This is a genomic window from Serratia sp. BNK-4, from assembly GCF_048685115.1.
Classification (GTDB): Bacteria; Pseudomonadota; Gammaproteobacteria; order Enterobacterales; family Enterobacteriaceae; genus Serratia; species Serratia bockelmannii.
Genome location: NZ_JBLQTM010000001.1, coordinates 1,648,437 through 1,666,979, shown reverse-complemented (window position 1 = coordinate 1,666,979; position 18,543 = coordinate 1,648,437). Strand labels below are relative to the sequence as shown.

Here is an 18,543-nt window from a genome sequence, read left to right as displayed (position 1 = left end):
GGTTCTCGGAGGGCAGCATGCTACGGGCGAATCTCAATGACATTCAGGTTTTCATGGCCGTCGTCGACGCCGGCAGTTTTGTCGCCGGCGGACAGACGATGGGGCTATCGCGTTCGGCGGCGGGCAAGGCCATCGCGCGTCTGGAGCAGCGGCTGAGCGTGCGGCTGTTGCATCGCACCACGCGTTCGCTTGGCCTGACCGACGAGGGACGAGAGTTTTATCGACGTGGCCTGCAGATCCTCGCTTCGGTCGACGATGCCGAGGCCAGCGTGGCCGGCGACAAGGGCACCGCACGCGGAGTGCTGCGGTTGACCGCCCCTTCCGCCTTCGGCAGACGGATCCTGTTGCCGCTGGTGCCGAAATTTCTCGTCGCCTGGCCTGAGGTGCAGGTGGAGATCAGTTTTTCCGATCGCCTGGCGGATGTCGTGGAAGAAGGATTTGATTTGGCAGTACGGATCGGCGTCACGGCGCCGGATACCCGGCTGGTGTCCAGAACCCTCGCCAGGTATCGCGCCCTGCTGTGCGCCTCCCCCGCCTACCTCGCCGCCCGTGGCGAACCGCATACCGTCGAGTCGCTCGCCGGGCACGAGGCTCTGCTGTTCAGCAGCCGCAACCAAAAACAGCCCTGGCGGCTGCGTGACGAGCGCGGCGAATGGGTCAAGGCCCCAGTTCGCGGCCGCCTGCGGCTGGACAGCGGAGAAGCGCTGCACGATGCGGCCTTGGCCGGGTTGGGCATCGCGTATCTGCCGGAGTTTATGATTGCGGAGGATTTGGCCGCCGGTCGTCTGCAGCAGGTGCTGCGCGCCGTGGAGGGTGAAGAAGTCAGGATTGTGGCGCTCTATCCGAATAAGCGCCTGCTGGAACCCCGCGTCAGGCGCTTTCTCGATCTCTTGGTGGATACGCTCGGCGGCTGAAACCTTACCCGCCTTTGCGCATATGCGGCTCGCGCATCTCCTGCGCGGTTTTCGCCTCGATGCTCAGCTCCGCCGTCGGGCGCAGCAACAGACGCGCCAGCCCGATAGGTTCGCCGGTTTCCCGGCAGTAGCCGTACTCGCCGTTCTGCAACCGCGCCAGCGCCGCATCGATTTTCGGCAGCAGGCGGCTTTCGCGATCCAACTGGCGGAACAACAGGCGCAGCTCTTCTTCGCGCGCCGCCTTGTCGGCTTCATCGCCCGTCGCTTCGCCGCTGTCGATCGCCTTCTTCAGCTCATCGATGTGCAGCAGCAGTTTTTGCCGCTCATCCTGCAGCAGCTGGCGGAAAAAAGCCCGTTGAACCGAGTTCATGTAATCAGAATCCGGCATGGCCAGCAGTTGCTGCGCATCCGGTAATGTCATCACTGTCATTGCGTTCTCCGAACCCTAAAAGTGTAATATTATAACATAATAATTATTTTAAGCACCCGGTCATCCAAAAACAAAATTTCACGTGCAAACAGCCAGTTACACACTACTGGCACTTTGTCGCTTGCATCCTGTCGGCTTTAGGCGGTTAATGGCTGAGCAAGCCACCCAATCATAGGTAACGAGAGGCCATCATGAGTAAGGGAATGGATAGCAAAAAAAATGCGAAGAAGAAGCCGTTGAAAACCCCAGCAGAGAAACGTGCGGAGAAACGCGCCAAAAAAGCGCATCCGTCTGGTGAGTAAGCGTCCTTCCATCCGTCATTAAACCCGCCAAGGCGGGTTTTTTATTGCCTCACTGGAGAGATGGCCAATGCCCTGCTTTACCCTCGCCGCAGCCCAATACCCCGCCGCTGCGGCCAATATCGCCTGCAACCTTGAACGTCACCTTGAATTTGTCGCGCAGGCAGCCGAACAGCAGGTGCAACTGCTGGTTTTTCCCGAACTGTCGCTAAGCGGCTATGAGCTGGCCGATGCTGCCGAACTGGCGCTGACGCTGGGCGATCCGCGTCTGCAACCGCTCGCTGCGGCGGCGCAATCGCATCAGATGACGATCATCGTCGGCGCGCCCTTGCGCAGCGGCCAGGCGCTGCATATCGCCGCCTTGATCTTTCACCCCAACGGCGCGGTGGCCGCCTATACCAAGCAACATCTGCACGGCGCGGAACAACAACGGTTCTTGCCCGGTAATGGCGGCACGCTGCTGGAAATACATCGGCAACGCATCGCGCTGGCTATCTGCGCCGACACCTCGCAAGCCGGCCACGCAAGCGCCGCCGCGCTGGCGGGTGCGCAGATTTATGCCGCCGGCGTGCTGGTATCTGAAGCCGGTTACGCGAAAGACAGCGCCGCGCTGGCAGGCTATGCCCGTCGTTATGGCATGGTCACGCTGATGGCCAACCATGCGGCGCCGACCGGAGGCTGGATCCCGGCAGGCCGCAGCGCCATCTGGGATGAAACGGGAGCGCTTTTGGTTGCCGCACCGGATGACGCCCCTGGTCTTATCATCGCCGACAAGACCCGCGACGGTTGGCACGGCCGCCTGTGCCGGTTAAGCTGAAGCCTGACGGCAACGCGGAGGAAAACATGACGTTACGCGTAATAGATACCGAGACCTGCGGGCTGGACGGCGGCGTGGTGGAAGTGGCCTCCCTCGATCTGCTCGACGGCCAGTTAACCAACCCGATGAGCGATCTGGTCAGCCCGGATCGCCCCATCAGCCTCGACGCGATGGCGATTCATCACATCACCGAACAGATGGTGGAAGGCAAACCGCGCATTGCGGTGGCGATCGGCCGCTATCAGGGCAGCCCCTACTATGTGGCGCACAACGCCGCCTTCGATCGCGGGGTGTTGCCGGAGATGAACGGCGCCTGGATCTGCACCCTCAAGCTGGCGCGCACGCTGTATCCAGACATCAAGTACGGCAACCAGTATCTGCGCTACGCGCTGAATCTGGACGTGCAGCTGCCGGCAGACGCCACGCTGTACCCGCACCGCGCGCTGTATGACTGCTACGTCACCGCCGCGCTGCTGCAACGCATCATCAAGGATTCGGGCTGGACGCCGGAGCAAATGGTGCAGATCACCGAACAGCCGGTGCTGCTGAAGAAGTTCAAGTTCGGCAAGTATCGCGGGCAGGAGATTGATCGCATCGCCCAGGAAGATCCTGGCTATCTGCGCTGGATGCTGAAATCCATCGACGATCTGAGCCCGGACATGAAGCACACGCTGAAATACTATCTGATCGGCTAACACGGCGGGCGGCGCAGGCCGCCCGCCGAATGCCGTTACTCCGCCAGCGCCAGAATGAAGGCGTACTCCAGTGCAATATCCTCATAGGCCTTGAAACGGCCGGATTTTCCGCCGTGGCCGGCATCCATGTCGGTATACAACAGCAGCTGCCGATCGTCGGTTTTCAGCTCGCGCAGCTTGGCCACCCACTTGGCCGGCTCCCAATACTGCACCTGCGAATCGTGCAGACCGGTGGTCACCAGCAGATGCGGGTACTCCTGCGCCTTCACCTGATCGTACGGGCTGTACTGTTTGATGTAGTCGTAATAGGCCTGCTCGTTCGGGTTGCCCCACTCGTCGTATTCGCCGGTGGTCAGCGGGATGGACTCATCCAGCATGGTGGTCACCACGTCGACGAACGGCACCTGCGCCACCACGCCGTGGAACAACTGCGGCGCTTGGTTGATCACCGCGCCCATCAGCAGACCGCCGGCGCTGCCGCCCATCGCGAACACCCGCTTACCGTCGCCGTACCCCTGGGCGATCAGCGTTTCGGTCACGTCGATAAAATCGTTGAAGGTGTTCTGCTTGTTGAACAGTTTACCGTCTTCATACCACAGCTGCCCCAGCTCACCGCCGCCGCGAATGTGCGCCAGCGCGAACACGACACCGCGATCCAGCAGGCTCAGGCGGCTGGCGCTGAACGCCGGATCCATACTGCTGCCGTAAGATCCGTAGCCATACACCATCAGCGGGTTGGTGCCGCGCTGGAAGCTGTCCTGGCGATACACCAGCGAGACCGGCACTTCGACGCCGTCGCGCGCCTTCACCCACACCCGCTCGCTGCGGTAGTTTTCTGGCGTGAAGTTCTTCACTTCCTGCTGTTTGAGCATCGTCCGCTCGCCGCTGTCCATGTTCAGCTCGTACAGCGTGGTCGGGGTGGTCATCGACGAATAGCCGTAGCGCAGCAGCGCGGTCTCCGGATCCGGGTTATACGCCAGCCAGGTGGTGTAGGTCGGATCGTCGAAGGCGATGCGCTTCTCTTCGCCGCTTTGCCAGTGGATCTGGCGCAGCAGCGTCAGGCCGGCATTACGCTCTTCCACCACCAACCAATCACGGAACAGGCTGAAGCCCTCCAGCATGACGTCGCCGCGCGGGGCGATCAGCGTCTGCCACTGCGCTTCATCCGCCTGTTCGCTTTGGTACAGGCCGAAGTTCTTGCCGTCCTTGTTGGAGCGAATATAGAAATGCTGGTGATAGTGATCGATGGCGTACTCGTGATCCTTGCGGCGCGGCACGAACAGCTGCGGCTTGGCGTCCGCGCGATCGGCATCCAGCAGCAGGATCTCCGAGGTGGTGGTGCTGCTCAGGTGGATCAGGATAAAGCGCTCGGAGGTGGTCTTCTCCAGCCCGACGTAAAAGGTATCGTCCCGCTCTTCGTAGATCAGCTCGTCCTGCTGCGGATCGCTGCCCACCACGTGGCGATAGACCTGATACGGCAGCAGCGTCTTGGCGTGCTTGCGCACGTAGTAGACCGTCGAGGAGTCGTTGGCCCACTCGAAGCTGCCGGAGGTGTTTTCCAGCACTTCGTCGGCCCAGCTGCCGTCGGCCAGGTTCTTGAAGCGAATGTCATACTGGCGGCGCGACAGGAAATCCTCCGCCACCCCCAGCCGCTGGTTGTCTGGGCTGACGTCCAGCCCGCCCAGGGTATAAAACTCGTGATTCTCGGCGCGCTGGTTGCCGTCAATAAGCACCTCCCAGTGCTCACTCTCGGCCTGAGGCTGGCGCACGGAAATCGCGTATTCGTTGCCCGGCTCGTAGCGCGTCTGATAGCGATAGCCGTGGCGCACATAAGGCACCGAATGTTCCTGCTGCGGGATACGCGCCACCATCTCTTCGTACAGGGTTTCACGCAGCGCCTGCTGTGGCTTCAGCATCGCATCGGTATAGGCGTTCTCCGCCTGCAGGTAGTCCAGCACCTGGCGGTCTGCGCGCTCATCGTCGCGCAGCCAGTAGTAGTCATCCACGCGCGTGTCGCCGTGGATAGTGATGGGATAAGGACGTTTTTCCGCTTTCGGTGGGGTCATCATTGCTAAATCATCCGCTTACATAGATTGCGGCAAGAGTGACACGATTCCCCCCGGCTTGCCAAGCGGCGCTACGCCAGCTCGCGCTTTTTCTCGTTGACGTCGCTCTCGATGCCCTGCTTGACGTCCGCCGGGATCTTCAGCGCCTGTGCCAACGCATCGAGATAGCCGCGCTCCATAAAATGATCGACGTCGATCACCAGACAGCTCAGGTAATAAACCTCCAGCGCCTCGTCTTCGTTTTGCACGCTGCGGGCGATCAATTCCGGGTTGAGCGGCTGATCGAGCGCTTCCTGTACCCAACCCTGCGCCTCTTCCCCCACCTGCAACTGCGCCAGGCTGTGATCGATGGCACGCTGCTCGTCGGCATCGATATGGCCGTCGCTCTTGGCGGCAAACACCAGCGCCTGCACCAGGCGTTTGGCGCGCAGATCCACCGGCGTGGTTTGCAAACCGAACTGCGGTTCGTCCTGATGGGTCTCTTTCACCCGCTGTTTGTACTTGTTCCACAGCACTGCGCCCACCGCCGCGCTGCCACCGATAATCAGCGCATTCTTGCCGAACTTGCCCACCAGCTTGCGCGAGGACTTGTTGGCCAACAGCACGCCGACCAGGCCGCCCAGCGCCGTGGGCGCCAGCAGCTTGCCGATGCCTTCCGCCCCGCCTATCGCGCCGGCCTTCTGCCCGATCAACGTTTGAATCTGCTGCATCCAGTTACTTTTCATCATCTACCCCTTGCGTGAAAAAACGCGGCGCGCAGGCGCGGCCGAACCGACGGTAAACCGCCAGATTAGGGGATCTTTTGTCAATTTACGTCTGGGGGATGCAAACCTGTGTTTAGCGGATCGGCGGGCCGGACGGCCCGCCGGGATAAGCTGCGGCGTTACGCGTCTTCGTCGCCCGCTTCGTCGTCCTGCTCGTACTCCGCCAGCTCGTCGCGCATCGCCTGGATGGCGTCACGAGTCATCAGCGCCAGCGTGCGGTAGAAACCGGTGGTGGCGTGCGCTTCCACTTTACCGAGGAAACGGCCGCACCACGGCAACAGGAACTCGTCGAACAGCGCGATCTGCGTCTGTGCTTCATCTTCCTGCGACTGATCTTCCAGCCAGGACGCCGCCAGCAACAGCTGGCCGAAATGGTCGGCCGGTGCCTCCGCCAGCGGCATGCCGCGCTGCTGCAAGAAGGTGCGCACTTCCGCTTCGCTGGCGCCTTCGACGTAGTCGGAGCGGAACGGCGACACGCTGCACTCGCTGCCGACGAACATCGCGTTGAAGTCGGTCGCCAGTTGGTTGACATCGCAGCCCTGCTGCAGGCGCTTCAGCAGGTCATCCTGCTCCAGCGGCCAGTGCTGCTGCAGCTTGCCCTCTTTGATCAGCGCAAACAGCGGCACCAGCAGCGGATCCTGCGGCTGGCGGTAGAACAGCGTACCCAGCACGCGGCAGACAATCGAAAACTCATTCATGATAAAGCCTTATTCAATACGGAAAATTTTGCCGGGACGATGTCACAAATCGGCCAATTCCGCAATCGCCGGCTTGCCGCGCCGTTCGAGAAAATCCAGCAGCCGGCGCGGGCTGACGTTGAGAATGCGCTCCTGCGGGAAGCCCACCTCGTCGATGATGCGCTCGCAGTGCTCAAAGTTACCCAGCGAAAAGGCAACGTGCGAATCCGAACCCAGCGCCAACCAACCGCCGGCATCGCGCACGGCGGCGGCGATCGCCCGGCAGTTGGCCTCGCTGCCCTTGCGGGAGTGGGTGAACGACGAGTTATTCAGCTCCAGCGCCACCTCGTATTTGGCCGCCGCCGCCGCGACGGCGGGAATGTCGATCGGATAACGTGGGTTGCCGGGGTGGCTGATGATATGCACGTCCCCCTGCGCCATCGCGGCGATCATCGCTTCAGTATTGGACGCTTTATCCTGCGGCGCAAACACCGGCTCGTGGAAACCGGCGATGATCACGTCGGTGGCGGTCAACATCGGGCCGGTGCAGTCGATGTCGCCCTGTAGGTTTTTGATGTTGGCTTCGATACCGCGCAAGATGCCCACGCCGTTCACCCGGCGCGGCCAGACGTGCATGTTCATAAAGTGCCAGTAGTGCGGCGCATCGGCCATGTCCGGGCCGTGATCGGTGATGGCGAACAGCTTGATGCCCTTCTGCTGGGCTTCGGCGATGTAATCGTGCAGCGTGCTGTAAGCGTGGGTGCTGGCGACGGTGTGCATGTGCAAATCAACGGGGTACATTGTTTCTCCTTCCAGAGGGCCCGCCCGCAAAGGTACGGGCAGGCGCGATGACGATAACAGCTTATCAGTTACCGAACGGCGGCTGAAGGATCAGTAACCCCGCTGCCTGTCGACCACGCCGGCCGGGGTGTGCCCCGCCTCCAGCGCGCGGATGTTGGCGGCGATCTGATCCATCGCCTGCTGCGGCAACGTGATGGCAGCAATATGCGGGGTTATGGTGACACGCGGATGACGCCAGAACGGGTGATCCTGCGGCAGCGGCTCGCGGGTGAACACGTCCAGCGTGGCGGCGGCCAGCTGCCCCTGCTCGAGCGCCGCCAGCAGATCGGCCTCCACCAGGTGTGCGCCGCGCGCGATGTTGATGAGATAGGCGCCCGTGCTCAACTGCGCGAACAGCTCGCGGTTGAGGATGCCGACGGTCTCCGGCGTATTGGGCAGCAGGTTGATCAGCAGTTTGACGCCGTCGAGGAAGGCCGCGCGCTGCGCCTCCCCGGCGAAACTTTGCACGCCGTCGATCTGTTTGGCGCTGCGGCTCCAGCAGCGCACGCGAAAGCCAAACTCGGTCAGCTTGCGCGCCACGCTCTGCCCCAGCACGCCGGCGCCGAGGATGCCGATGGTGAAATCATCCAGCGAGTGAGGATCGAGCGGCTGCCATTCCTGCCGCTGCTGCAGCGCCTGATACTCGTCGAAACGGCGGAAATAGCGCAGTACATAGCTCAGCGCATATTCCTGCATCTGCTGCGCCATGCCGGTATCCTCCAGCCGCAGCAGCGGCACGCCGGCGGGCAGCGTGCCGGGGTGTTTGCGCTCCTGATCAAGAATGGCATCGACGCCGGCGCCGAGGGCGAACACCGCTTTCAGATCGCGGCGGTTGGCCAGCATTTCGTGCGGCGGGCGCCACACCAGCGCGTAATCGGCTGGCCGCTCGTCGCCGCGCTGCCACTCGCGGATCTCGGCCTGCGGTAGGCGTTGCTTGATGCCGGCCAGCCATTCCTGGGCGTTAAACAAGGGGTGGTAATAAATGATGTTCATACTGCGGGCTCCCGTTTGTTTTTATTGGTTTTCCTCCAGCCTTCCGCGATTCGCCGCCGGATGCAAGCGTTAAAGCCCAAAATAAAAACAGCCCCGACCAGTGGGGCTGTTGCGCATACTCGCCAATCAGGCGGCAGACGGGCCGTCGCGCCGGATAAGGCGCCGCAGCAGCGGAATGAGAATCAGCATCGCCACGCCGACGCCCGTCGCCCCCCAGCCCAGCGCGCTGAAGATTTCGCTGTAGCCGGGATTGGTTTGCAGCGGCGTGTTGCCGCTGTTTTCCGGCATCAGGCCGGAGACGTAGCCCGCCAACACCGAAGCGACGCCGGTCACCATCATCCAGCAGCCCATCATCACGCCCTGATAGCGCGGCGGCGCCAGCTTGCCGATCATCGCGTAACCGATCGGCGAGATCATCAATTCGCCAACGCTTTGCAGCACATAGCTGATGACGATCCATTTAAACGCCACCAGCCCGTCGCCGCCCACCATGCTGATGCCCAGCGGCAGCACCAGCATGCCGAGCCCGATACAGAACAGCGATCCGGAGAACTGCAGCGGAATGTCGATGTTGCAACCGCGAGCGCGCAGGCGATTGAACCACCAGGCCAGCAGCGGGCCGCCCACCACGATCACCAGCGTGTTGATGTTCTGGATCCACTGCGGCGCCACCTGAATGCCGTAAACGTTCAGATTGATGTTGTGCTCGGAGAACAGCATCAGCCCCATCGGCGCCAGCTGGTACAGCGCCCAGAACACCAGCGAGCCCAGCGCCAGGATCAGATAAGCCGCCATTCTGCGGCGCTCATCGCGCGGATGGTGGCGCAGCGTCACGACGCACAGCATCAGGAAGATCAGCGCGCCGAGCACAATCACGAAATGGCCGCTGAACTCGGCGTGGGTCAGCATCACGCGGATGATCGGCACCAGCGCTACCAGCACCGCCAGCCCGACCAGCATGCGCCAACGGTATTGGCTGCGGCTGGCATCGTGCAGCGGCGTATTGAGATCGGCCAGAATGCGCCAACGGCAGACGGCGACGATAATCGCCGCCGCGTTGCCCAGCGTGGCAAACAGGAACAGCGCGCGGTAGTTTTCCGTCAGTTGGAAATAACCGGCGACGGTAAAGCCGACGAAGAACCCGAGGTTCATGCCGGCGTAGTTCCACAGGAAGGCCGATTCGCGCCGATCATCGTCCGGCTTGAAACGCTGCGTCAGCATCATATTAATGCAGGTCACGTTAAGGCCGCTGCCGGTCAGGAACATCGCCAGCCCCCAGTACAGCCCCCACACGCCCGCGACGGCAATCAGCGCGCAGCCGATCACCTGCAGCACCATGCCGAGCACGAACAGGTTGCGGTTGCTGAGGAAACGGCCGCCGAGATAGCCGCCGAACATGTGCAGGCCATAGTTGAAGGCGCCGAACACGCCCATCATGGCGTTGGCGCTGCTTTCGTTGAAGCCCAGCCGCTTGGTGGCGTACAGCACCAGCGTGGAATAGAGTACGGCGAAACCCAGCGTGGCGAAGATCTGGATGAAGAACAGCGCCCCCGCACCGGGGGGAATGGCATGGCGCGCTTGCGGCGCCGGCATGGCATCTGAAGGAGTCAAAACGAACCTCTACTGCATTATTATGTAATGAGTCTGTCCCTGTCTGCGATATCGCCGGCCTGTCACCCGGCAATCTGCGCGGCGTTGTGATGTTCCTTGCCAAAAACGCCGCGCCGACACAATTCCATTTAGCGACACATCTGACTAATAATCCAGTATTAATGCATATAACAGCAGACAACCTAACGTCAGTGGCGATATATTGAGCTACCTGTACAGAAAAAGGTCAAACAATCGTCTTTTATGGATTCCGACTGCGGTCTACCCTGCCCACGTGTGGCCACGAGTGGGAATATCGTTCGGTAAATCAGCAAATTGCTGCAAGTTTGGCTAAACAGTCATGAGAATGAAATAAGAGGGTTGACGCTGAGATCAGATTCTCCTACATTAGCGCCCGTCGACAGCGCAAAGCGTTATCGACAACAAAACGGTGAGGTGTCTGAGTGGCTGAAGGAGCACGCCTGGAAAGTGTGTATACGCGAAAGTGTATCGAGGGTTCGAACCCCTCTCTCACCGCCAAATTTAAAGAGAAAGCCTGGATTCGCGTCCAGGCTTTTTTTTTGCATGGCGCTCTGCGCATCTCCCCCCCTCAGCAACCGTGTTTCCCATTTCCGCCGGTTATCCACGAGCCTTACTTCTGATTTTCTCACCCTTTCATGGCTTCTGCCCTACCGTTCGCCGCAGTTTTCAGCAAAGTGCACACGGCTTGAGCGGACGAACAAAAACACAGAAATTATTCTTGACCGGATCGGCCCCACTCCCTATAGTAGCGCCCCGTTGCAGCGATGATTTCGCAACAAAAAATATGGTGAGGTGTCCGAGTGGCTGAAGGAGCACGCCTGGAAAGTGTGTATACGCGAAAGTGTATCGAGGGTTCGAATCCCTCCCTCACCGCCATATTCTACGAAGAAGCCTGAACTCACGTTTAGGCTTTTTTGTTTGCATAGCGCACCGACCGGGAGGGTGAGAATCCTCGACAGGGTTCGACAAAACGCCCGCGTTTTGGACCGCCAACGGCGGCCCGCAGGGTGAGCGCAGCGAATCTATCCCTCCCTCACCGCCATATTCTAACGAGAAAGCCTGAGCGAAAGCTCAGACTTTTTTGTTTATGATTGTATACTAATCGCCAGATAGAAAATTGGTGTTCAAACAGAGTCATGCGCAACTAGTATAAATTACCGCAATACGTAGCGACAAGAACAAGCTGCAACCATTCAAAATTTCCGCAAAACACGGTATAAGGTTATAAATAAAAATATGATTGTTTATTACTTCACATCAGCAAAGTATGGAATTGATAATCTCAAGCATAAACGATTAAAGATATCAAACTTTTTAAATGTCAATGATCCATTTGAGCTACTAGGTGTCGAATTAGGTGATAAAAAAGTACGGAATGCTGCAAATTTTGAGAAAAATAAAATATCCGAAGAATATGGGTTAATATGCTTTAGTGAAGATAAATATAACCCAGTTCAGTGGGCCCATTACGGCGATAATCACAAAGGTGTTTGTCTCGGGTTCGAGATCCAAGAAGAACTCCTCCAAAAAGTCAAATATGTTTCCGAACGCCTATTGAAAAAAACAATAGAAGAATCAGAATTTAACAAAAAGATACTCACTACTAAATTTAGCCACTGGAATTACGAGAAAGAAAGAAGATTAATAATTAAGAATTGTAATTTCCCTGAAGATAGTAACGGCATAAGATTTAAAGAGTTTGACACTGACATCGTACTTAAAGAGATTTATATCGGCTGTAAATCTAAGCTAACATATCAAGATATTACTTCTTCATATAGCAGTGCAAACAAGAGTGTTGTCGTAAAGATGACAAGGCCAGCATTTAAAACCTTCCGTATTGTCTGGGATAAAAGGAATAAAAGCACGCGTACTTAGCATTATATACAACCCCTACAATAGATAAATAGAAGCATTGTAAATAAAACACAGAATAGAAAAACTCAATAGAACTATTGAATAGCTTTAATAGATAGAATCCTGTCACTGACAAAAAAGCCCGAACGCAAATTCAGGCTTTTTTATCCCCACTGCCCAACCGATCAGTGGTGCGTGCATCTCACCGACGTTGGCTGCGCCAACGCACGGCGCCAGTCACCCGGCGTTTGGCCGAACTGGCGCTTGAAGCTGCGGTTGAACGACTGCTGTGAGTCGAAGCCGAGCGAGATCGCCACGCTGACAATCGGTTCACCGCTGTTGGCCAAACGCTCCGCCGACACCTTCAATTTTTGCATACGGATATACTCCCCCAACGCGTAGCCGGTCTGGCGCTTGAACATGCGCTGCAGATGCCATTTGGAGTAGCCCGCGCGGTCCGCTACGGTGTTGATATCCAGTTTTTCTTCCAGATTGTTGTCGATCCACGTCTTCAAATCGGTAATGAAACCCGTCGTGTTCATGCTGATGCTCCCATCATTCGGCAGGGTCCCCCTCTGCCCGATGCACATACGTTGCAACAGTTTCGCTTTAAATGCAATTTTTATTATTGCATTTACCAGAAAGCCGCCTCTATACTCCACCCAATTAATGTAACCGATATTGATACATTAATGTGACACCAATATGTTTCAAAACCTAACGTTGGGCCATAACAAGGCACAACGCCCCTTCCGCCGAACGCAGGCATACATGAAGGGAAAGCCCGGAAAACAGGGCTGGGTATGGGGCCAGACAGCGCTTACTTATCGGAATAAAAATAATGGCAAATCAACCAAACTCATCGTTCAACGCCGGCGGCCGCACGCGCGCCTTCGCTCTGGGCCAGCGGCTCTCCGGGGTGGCGCTGCTGGCCGCCCTGCTCGCCGGGTGTGACAACAGCGTCGCGCACAACGCCCCGCCACCGCCGCCGGTGGTCAGCGCCGCCAGCGTGGTGGTCAAACCGATCAGCCAGTGGGATGCGTTCAATGGCCGGGTCGAAGCAGTGCAAAGCGTACAGCTGCGCCCGCGAGTTTCCGGCTACATCGAGCGGGTCAACTACACCGAAGGCGACGAGGTGAAGAAAGGCCAGGTGCTGTTCACCATTGACGATCGCACCTACCGCGCCGCGCGCGAACAGGCGCAGGCCGAGCTGGTGCGAGCGCGCAATCAGGCAACCCTGGCGCGCAGCGAATCTTCGCGCACCGAGAAGCTGATCGGCACCCAGGCCATCTCGCAAGAGGTGTGGGAACAGCGTCGTTCGTCCGCCGCACAGGCGCAAAGCAACGTGCTGGCGGCGCAGGCTCAGCTCGATATGGCGCAGCTTAATCTCGACTTTACTCGCGTCACCGCGCCGATCGATGGACGCGCCAGCCGCGCGATGATCACCGCCGGCAACCTGGTCACCGCTGGCGACAGCGCCAGCGTGCTGACGACGCTGGTGTCGCTCGATAAGGTTTACGTCTATTTCGACGTGGATGAAGCCACCTTCCTGCGCTATCAGCAGCAGGGCCGGCACGATGCCCGCCTGCCGGTGAAAGTTGGCCTGGTGGGTGAAGACGGCACCCCGCATCAGGGGCTGGTGGATTTCACCGATAACCAACTGAACGCCGGTACCGGCACCATCCGCATGCGCGCCCTGCTCGACAACCGCGATCGTCGCTTCACGCCGGGGCTTTTCGCCCGCGTGCAGATGCCCGGCAGCGCCGAGTTCAACGCCATGCTGATCGACGATAAAGCGGTGATGACCGACCAAAACCGCAAGTTCGTTTACATCGTCGATAAAGACGGTAAGGCACAGCGCCGCGACATCGACGTGGGCCGCATGGCCGAAGGATTGCGCATCGTGCAGAAAGGGTTGGCAAACGGCGATCGGGTGATCGTCGACGGCATGCAGAAAGTGTTTATGCCGGGCATGCCGGTCGACGCGAAAAGCGTCGCGATGACCACTACCGCTTCCGCACTTAACTAAGCTCCCAGCCGAGACTTCTGACCCATGGACTTTTCCCGTTTTTTCATCGACCGGCCGATCTTTGCCGCGGTGCTGTCGATACTGATTTTTGTCGCCGGGGCGATCGCCATCCCGCTGTTGCCGATCAGCGAATACCCGGATGTGGTGCCGCCCAGCGTGCAGGTGCGCGCAGAATACCCGGGCGCCAACCCGAAAGAGATCGCTGAAACGGTGGCCACGCCGCTGGAAGAAGCGATCAACGGCGTCGAAAACATGATGTACATGAAATCGGTCGCCGGCTCCGACGGCGTGCTGGTGACCACCGTCACCTTCCGCCCCGGCACCGATCCCGATCAAGCGCAGGTGCAGGTGCAAAACCGCGTGGCGCAGGCCGAAGCGCGCCTGCCGGAAGACGTACGCCGCCAGGGCATCACCACTCAGAAACAGTCTCCGGCGCTGACGCTGGTGGTGCATCTGGTCTCGCCTTCCGGCAAGTACGATTCGCTCTACCTGCGCAACTACGCCACCCTGAAGGTCAAGGACGAGCTGGCCCGTCTGCCGGGCGTCGGCCAGGTGCAGATCTTCGGCGCCGGTGAATACGCGATGCGCATCTGGCTCGATCCGAACAAGGTTGCCGCGCGCGGGCTGACCGCCTCCGACGTGGTGAGCGCCATGCAGGAGCAGAACGTGCAGGTCTCCGCCGGCCAGCTGGGCGCGGAACCGATGCCGACGCGCAGCGACTATCTGCTGTCTATCAACGCCCAGGGCCGCCTGCAAACCGAAGAAGAGTTCGGCAACATCATCCTCAAAAGCGGCGACAACGGCGAGATTGTGCGGCTGCGCGACGTGGCGCGCATCGAAATGGGTTCCGGCAGCTACGCGCTGCGCGCCCAGCTCAATAACAAGGATGCGGTTGGTATCGGCATCTTCCAGTCGCCGGGCGCCAACGCCATCGAGCTGTCGGACGCGGTGCGCGGCAAGATGGCCGAGCTGGCAACCCGCTTCCCGGACGGCATGAGCTGGAAAGCGCCGTACGATCCGACGGTGTTCGTGCGCGATTCGATCCGCGCGGTGGTGGATACCCTGCTGGAAGCGGTGATCCTGGTGGTGCTGGTGGTCATTCTGTTCCTGCAGACCTGGCGCGCGTCGATCATTCCGCTGTTGGCGGTGCCGATCTCCGTGGTCGGCACCTTCGCCGCACTGTATCTGCTCGGCTTCTCGCTCAACACCCTCAGCCTGTTCGGGCTGGTGCTGGCGATCGGTATTGTGGTGGATGACGCCATCGTGGTGGTGGAGAACGTCGAGCGCAATATCGAAGAGGGGCTGTCGCCGCTGGCGGCGGCGCACCAAGCGATGCGCGAGGTCTCCGGCCCGATCATCGCCATCGCCGTGGTGCTGTGCGCGGTGTTCGTACCGATGGCGTTCCTTTCCGGCGTCACCGGCCAGTTCTACAAGCAGTTCGCCGTCACCATCGCCATCTCGACGGTGATCTCCGCCATCAACTCGCTGACCCTGTCGCCGGCGCTGGCGGCGCGCTTGCTGAAACCGCACGGCGCGCCGAAAGATATGCCGTCGCGCCTGATCGACCGGCTGTTCGGCTGGCTGTTCCGGCCGTTCAACCGCTTCTTCGCCAGCGGTTCGCAGCGTTACCAGCACGGGGTGTCCCGCGTGCTGGGCCGACGCGGCGCGGTGTTCGTCGTTTACCTGCTGCTGCTGGCCGCCGCCGGGGTGATGTTTAAGACCGTGCCCGGCGGCTTTATCCCGACGCAGGACAAGCTGTATCTGATTGGCGGCGTGAAGATGCCGGAAGGCGCCTCGCTGGAGCGCACCGATGCGGTGATCCGCAAGATGAGCGCCATCGGTATGAGCGTGGACGGCGTCACCGATGCGGTGGCCTTCCCCGGCCTGAACGCGCTGCAGTTCACCAATACGCCGAATACCGGCACGGTATTCTTCGCGCTGGAGTCATTGAGCACCCGTACTCGCACCGCGGCGCAGATCAACGCCGAGATCAACGCGCGCATTTCGCAGATCCAGGAAGGTTTCGCCTTCTCGATCATGCCGCCGCCGATCCTCGGCATCGGCCAGGGTTCCGGCTATTCGCTGTACGTGCAAGATCGCGGCGGACTGGGTTACGGCGCGCTGCAGACGGCGATCAACACGATGTCCGGCGCCATTATGCAAACGCCGGGCATGGGGTTCCCGATCTCCTCCTATCAGGCTAACGTGCCGCAGCTGGACGCCAAAATCGATCGCGACAAGGCCAAGGCGCAGGGGGTGCCGCTCAATGCGCTGTTCAGCACGCTGCAAACCTACCTCGGTTCGTCTTACATCAATGACTTCAACCGCTATGGCCGCACCTGGAAGGTGATGGCGCAGGCCGACGGCCAGTTCCGCGACAGCGTGGAAGACATCGCCAACCTGCGTACCCGCAACGACAAGGGCGAAATGGTGCCGATCGGCAGCATGGTCAGCATCGGCACCACCTACGGCCCGGATCCGGTGATCCGTTATAACGGCTTCCCGGCGGCGGACCTGATCGGCGATGCCGACCCGCGCGTGCTCTCCTCTACCCAGGCGATGGGTGCGCTGACGCAGATGGCCGATAAGCTGTTGCCGAACGGCATGAACATTCAGTGGACCGATCTGAGCTATCAGCAATCGACCCAGGGCAACGCCGCGCTGGTGGTGTTCCCGGTAGCGGTGCTGCTGGCGTTCCTCGCGCTGGCGGCGCTGTATGAAAGCTGGACGCTGCCGCTGGCGGTGATCCTGATCGTGCCGATGACCATGCTGTCGGCGCTGTTCGGCGTATGGTTGACCGGTGGCGACAACAACGTGTTCGTGCAGGTCGGGTTGGTCGTTCTGATGGGGCTGGCCTGTAAGAACGCCATTCTTATCGTCGAGTTCGCCCGCGAGCTGGAAATGCAGGGCAAAGGCATCGTCGAAGCGGCGCTGGAAGCCTGTCGCCTGCGGTTGCGCCCGATCGTGATGACCTCCATCGCCTTCATCGCCGGCACCATCCCGCTGATCCTCGGCCACGGCGCCGGCGCCGAAGTGCGCGGCGTCACCGGCATCACGGTGTTCTCCGGCATGCTGGGGGTCACGCTGTTCGGGCTGTTCCTGACGCCGGTGTTCTACGTCACCCTGCGCCGCCTGGTGGCACGCAAGGCACAGCCGCAGACGGCGTAATCATCGTCTTAACATGCAAAAAGGTCGGGCATTGCCCGACTTTTTTTATGCATGCGAACCGCGATTATTTATCGGCGGTTTCAGCCTCTTGCGCAGCGGCGTACTCCGCACAGGCGCGCTTGTCGCCCCGCTCCAGTTCGGCCAGCGAATCGGCCACGGTGTGGCGCGCCAGCACCGCAAGCGAAGCCTGTTCGGCCTCGTTTACCACCGACTTGAAATACCAGCAGGCGTTGGCGCTCACCAGGCAGCGAGCCGGCACTTCAGGACGGGAAGCCCAGATGCGCTTGTCGTCGATCACCGCCAGGTAGATGTCCCGCAGGGTGATCTCTTCCGCCGGGCGGCCGAGGTGGATAGAGCCGTTTCGGCCCAGGGTGGAAACGATGATGCCGTCTTTGGTCAGCGGGACCATCAGTTTGCGGATAAAGCTGGGGTTGGCTTCCAGAGCGGCGGCGAGGGTGGCGCTTGTCGAACGCATGCCCTGCTTTTCAGCTACGGCGACGCTAAGGACCATTTGCAACGCTGTCGGAAAGCGAAAATCTAACATGTCGTTATCTCTGCGAGACGAAATACTCGGGTTTGACCGGTGTGGCGATTGGCGCCGATAACACCGCTTAATTGCACAATAATATAACAAACGCGGGGGCTTTTTTGAAGTTTTGCCCAGTGATATCGCACGCAGACATTAGAACGATCGCAAATTCTTAGACAGGCAAAAAACAGAAACCCGCGTCAATGTTAACGCCACTCGCTTAACCGGGTTAAACGATCAGAACTAACACTGCCCGCGGGTTTAATTCGAATGTGGCGATCAGGCTCTGTTCAGCACCAGCTGGCCGTTTTTATCCAACGGGATTTGCGTGCCCGGATCGTGATCCATGCGGATCTTGCCCTGCTGATTGCCGATCTTGTAGGTCACGTCATAGCCCAGCATTTTCTGGGACTTGTCGTAGACCGTTTTGCAACGCTGCTGAACGCTGGTGCTGACGTCGTTGTTCTGCATCGCCCCTTGCACCTGGTTACCGGCATAGCCGCCACCCAGTGCGCCTACCACGGTCGCCACGTCGCGCCCGCGACCGCCGCCGAACTGGTGGCCGATCACGCCGCCCGCCACTGCGCCCAACACAGAACCGGCGATGCGGTTTTCATCCTGCACCGGTGCACGGTGCGTCACGGTGACGTTGCGGCATTCCTGACGCGGCGTTTTGATGGTTTCTTTTATCGGCGTTGCGGCGAGCACCTGCGCATATTGCGGACCGGCAGAAAAGACGTCGAGGCTGGCTACCGCGGCAATCCCCAGAGCGGCAGCGACACCAATTCCAACACCGGCTAACATTGACTTGTTCACAGGAAACCTCCTGAAAG

16 protein-coding genes, 2 tRNA genes and 1 other RNA gene are annotated in these 18,543 nt (G+C 59.8%); 9 read left to right on the top strand and 10 right to left on the bottom strand.

Annotated elements, in window-relative coordinates:
- Nucleotides 1–17: 17 nt before the first annotated feature.
- On the top strand, nucleotides 18–914 hold the full coding sequence (locus ACMGGW_RS08040) for a LysR family transcriptional regulator (RefSeq protein WP_043141627.1): 897 nt from the start codon (nucleotides 18–20) through the stop codon (nucleotides 912–914).
- Between the two features lie 4 nt (nucleotides 915–918).
- Here ACMGGW_RS08040 and dksA read toward each other — a convergent pair whose 3' ends face one another.
- Nucleotides 919–1,344, bottom strand: coding sequence for an RNA polymerase-binding protein DksA (dksA, locus tag ACMGGW_RS08035; RefSeq protein ID WP_043141630.1), 426 nt, complete (start codon nucleotides 1,342–1,344; stop codon nucleotides 919–921).
- 369 nt (nucleotides 1,345–1,713) lie between these two features.
- Between dksA and ACMGGW_RS08030 the strand changes: the two genes are divergently transcribed.
- Together ACMGGW_RS08030 and exoX are read left to right on the top strand one after the other, a co-directional pair.
- Nucleotides 1,714–2,460 (top strand): carbon-nitrogen hydrolase family protein, encoded by a 747-nt coding sequence (locus ACMGGW_RS08030; protein WP_049209422.1) that lies wholly within the window; start codon nucleotides 1,714–1,716, stop codon nucleotides 2,458–2,460.
- A gap of 26 nt (nucleotides 2,461–2,486) precedes the next feature.
- Entirely contained in the window at nucleotides 2,487–3,155 is a 669-nt protein-coding gene (exoX, locus tag ACMGGW_RS08025; protein WP_004928833.1) for an exodeoxyribonuclease X, read from the top strand.
- 35 nt (nucleotides 3,156–3,190) lie between these two features.
- Here exoX and ACMGGW_RS08020 read toward each other — a convergent pair whose 3' ends face one another.
- The 6 genes from ACMGGW_RS08020 to ACMGGW_RS07995 form a co-directional block, all read right to left on the bottom strand.
- Nucleotides 3,191–5,224, bottom strand: a complete 2,034-nt coding sequence (locus ACMGGW_RS08020; protein WP_049209421.1) for a S9 family peptidase — start codon at nucleotides 5,222–5,224, stop codon at nucleotides 3,191–3,193.
- Nucleotides 5,225–5,292: 68 nt separating this feature from the next.
- Nucleotides 5,293–5,946 carry a tellurite resistance TerB family protein gene (locus tag ACMGGW_RS08015; RefSeq protein WP_089196517.1) on the bottom strand — a complete coding sequence of 218 codons (654 nt, stop codon included), beginning with the start codon at nucleotides 5,944–5,946 and terminating at the stop codon, nucleotides 5,293–5,295.
- Nucleotides 5,947–6,104: 158 nt separating this feature from the next.
- Complete coding sequence (locus tag ACMGGW_RS08010) at nucleotides 6,105–6,683, bottom strand: molecular chaperone TorD family protein (protein WP_197832176.1); 579 nt, start codon at nucleotides 6,681–6,683, stop codon at nucleotides 6,105–6,107.
- A 42-nt stretch (nucleotides 6,684–6,725) separates the two neighbouring features.
- Nucleotides 6,726–7,463 (bottom strand): phosphatase, encoded by a 738-nt coding sequence (locus ACMGGW_RS08005; RefSeq protein ID WP_025302439.1) that lies wholly within the window; start codon nucleotides 7,461–7,463, stop codon nucleotides 6,726–6,728.
- 90 nt (nucleotides 7,464–7,553) lie between these two features.
- A complete protein-coding gene (gene ghrA / locus ACMGGW_RS08000) occupies nucleotides 7,554–8,495 on the bottom strand; it encodes a glyoxylate/hydroxypyruvate reductase GhrA (RefSeq protein ID WP_043141640.1) in 942 nt (313 codons plus the stop codon).
- A 126-nt stretch (nucleotides 8,496–8,621) separates the two neighbouring features.
- The gene (locus tag ACMGGW_RS07995) at nucleotides 8,622–10,088 is read right to left on the bottom strand and encodes a peptide MFS transporter (protein ID WP_025302437.1); all 1,467 of its coding nucleotides are present in this window, start codon (nucleotides 10,086–10,088) and stop codon (nucleotides 8,622–8,624) included.
- Between the two features lie 447 nt (nucleotides 10,089–10,535).
- Between ACMGGW_RS07995 and ACMGGW_RS07990 the strand changes: the two genes are divergently transcribed.
- The 4 genes from ACMGGW_RS07990 (at nucleotide 10,536) to ACMGGW_RS07975 (ending at nucleotide 12,005) form a co-directional block, all read left to right on the top strand.
- Nucleotides 10,536–10,625 (top strand) — tRNA-Ser (locus tag ACMGGW_RS07990).
- A gap of 288 nt (nucleotides 10,626–10,913) precedes the next feature.
- Nucleotides 10,914–11,003: transfer RNA gene (locus ACMGGW_RS07985), tRNA-Ser, on the top strand.
- A 46-nt stretch (nucleotides 11,004–11,049) separates the two neighbouring features.
- Nucleotides 11,050–11,169, top strand: a non-coding RNA gene (locus ACMGGW_RS07980) — RtT sRNA.
- A 194-nt stretch (nucleotides 11,170–11,363) separates the two neighbouring features.
- Nucleotides 11,364–12,005, top strand: coding sequence for a DUF2971 domain-containing protein (locus ACMGGW_RS07975; RefSeq protein WP_071826111.1), 642 nt, complete (start codon nucleotides 11,364–11,366; stop codon nucleotides 12,003–12,005).
- Nucleotides 12,006–12,169: 164 nt separating this feature from the next.
- On the opposite strand, the gene ACMGGW_RS07970 is transcribed toward ACMGGW_RS07975, so the two are convergent.
- Nucleotides 12,170–12,526: a helix-turn-helix domain-containing protein gene (locus ACMGGW_RS07970; RefSeq protein ID WP_025302436.1), complete on the bottom strand. Its 357-nt coding sequence runs from the start codon at nucleotides 12,524–12,526 to the stop codon at nucleotides 12,170–12,172.
- Between the two features lie 299 nt (nucleotides 12,527–12,825).
- On the opposite strand from ACMGGW_RS07970, the gene sdeA reads away from it, so the two are divergent.
- Together sdeA and sdeB are read left to right on the top strand one after the other, a co-directional pair.
- A complete protein-coding gene (sdeA, locus tag ACMGGW_RS07965; RefSeq protein WP_043141656.1) occupies nucleotides 12,826–14,013 on the top strand; it encodes a multidrug efflux RND transporter periplasmic adaptor subunit SdeA in 1,188 nt (395 codons plus the stop codon).
- 24 nt (nucleotides 14,014–14,037) lie between these two features.
- Nucleotides 14,038–17,181, top strand: a complete 3,144-nt coding sequence (gene sdeB / locus ACMGGW_RS07960) for a multidrug efflux RND transporter permease subunit SdeB (protein ID WP_043141659.1) — start codon at nucleotides 14,038–14,040, stop codon at nucleotides 17,179–17,181.
- A gap of 64 nt (nucleotides 17,182–17,245) precedes the next feature.
- Here sdeB and ACMGGW_RS07955 read toward each other — a convergent pair whose 3' ends face one another.
- Both ACMGGW_RS07955 and ACMGGW_RS07950 read right to left on the bottom strand, forming a co-directional pair.
- Complete coding sequence (locus tag ACMGGW_RS07955; protein WP_025302433.1) at nucleotides 17,246–17,725, bottom strand: RrF2 family transcriptional regulator; 480 nt, start codon at nucleotides 17,723–17,725, stop codon at nucleotides 17,246–17,248.
- Nucleotides 17,726–17,989: 264 nt separating this feature from the next.
- Nucleotides 17,990–18,526 (bottom strand): glycine zipper 2TM domain-containing protein, encoded by a 537-nt coding sequence (locus ACMGGW_RS07950; protein ID WP_167325016.1) that lies wholly within the window; start codon nucleotides 18,524–18,526, stop codon nucleotides 17,990–17,992.
- Nucleotides 18,527–18,543: the final 17 nt, after the last annotated feature.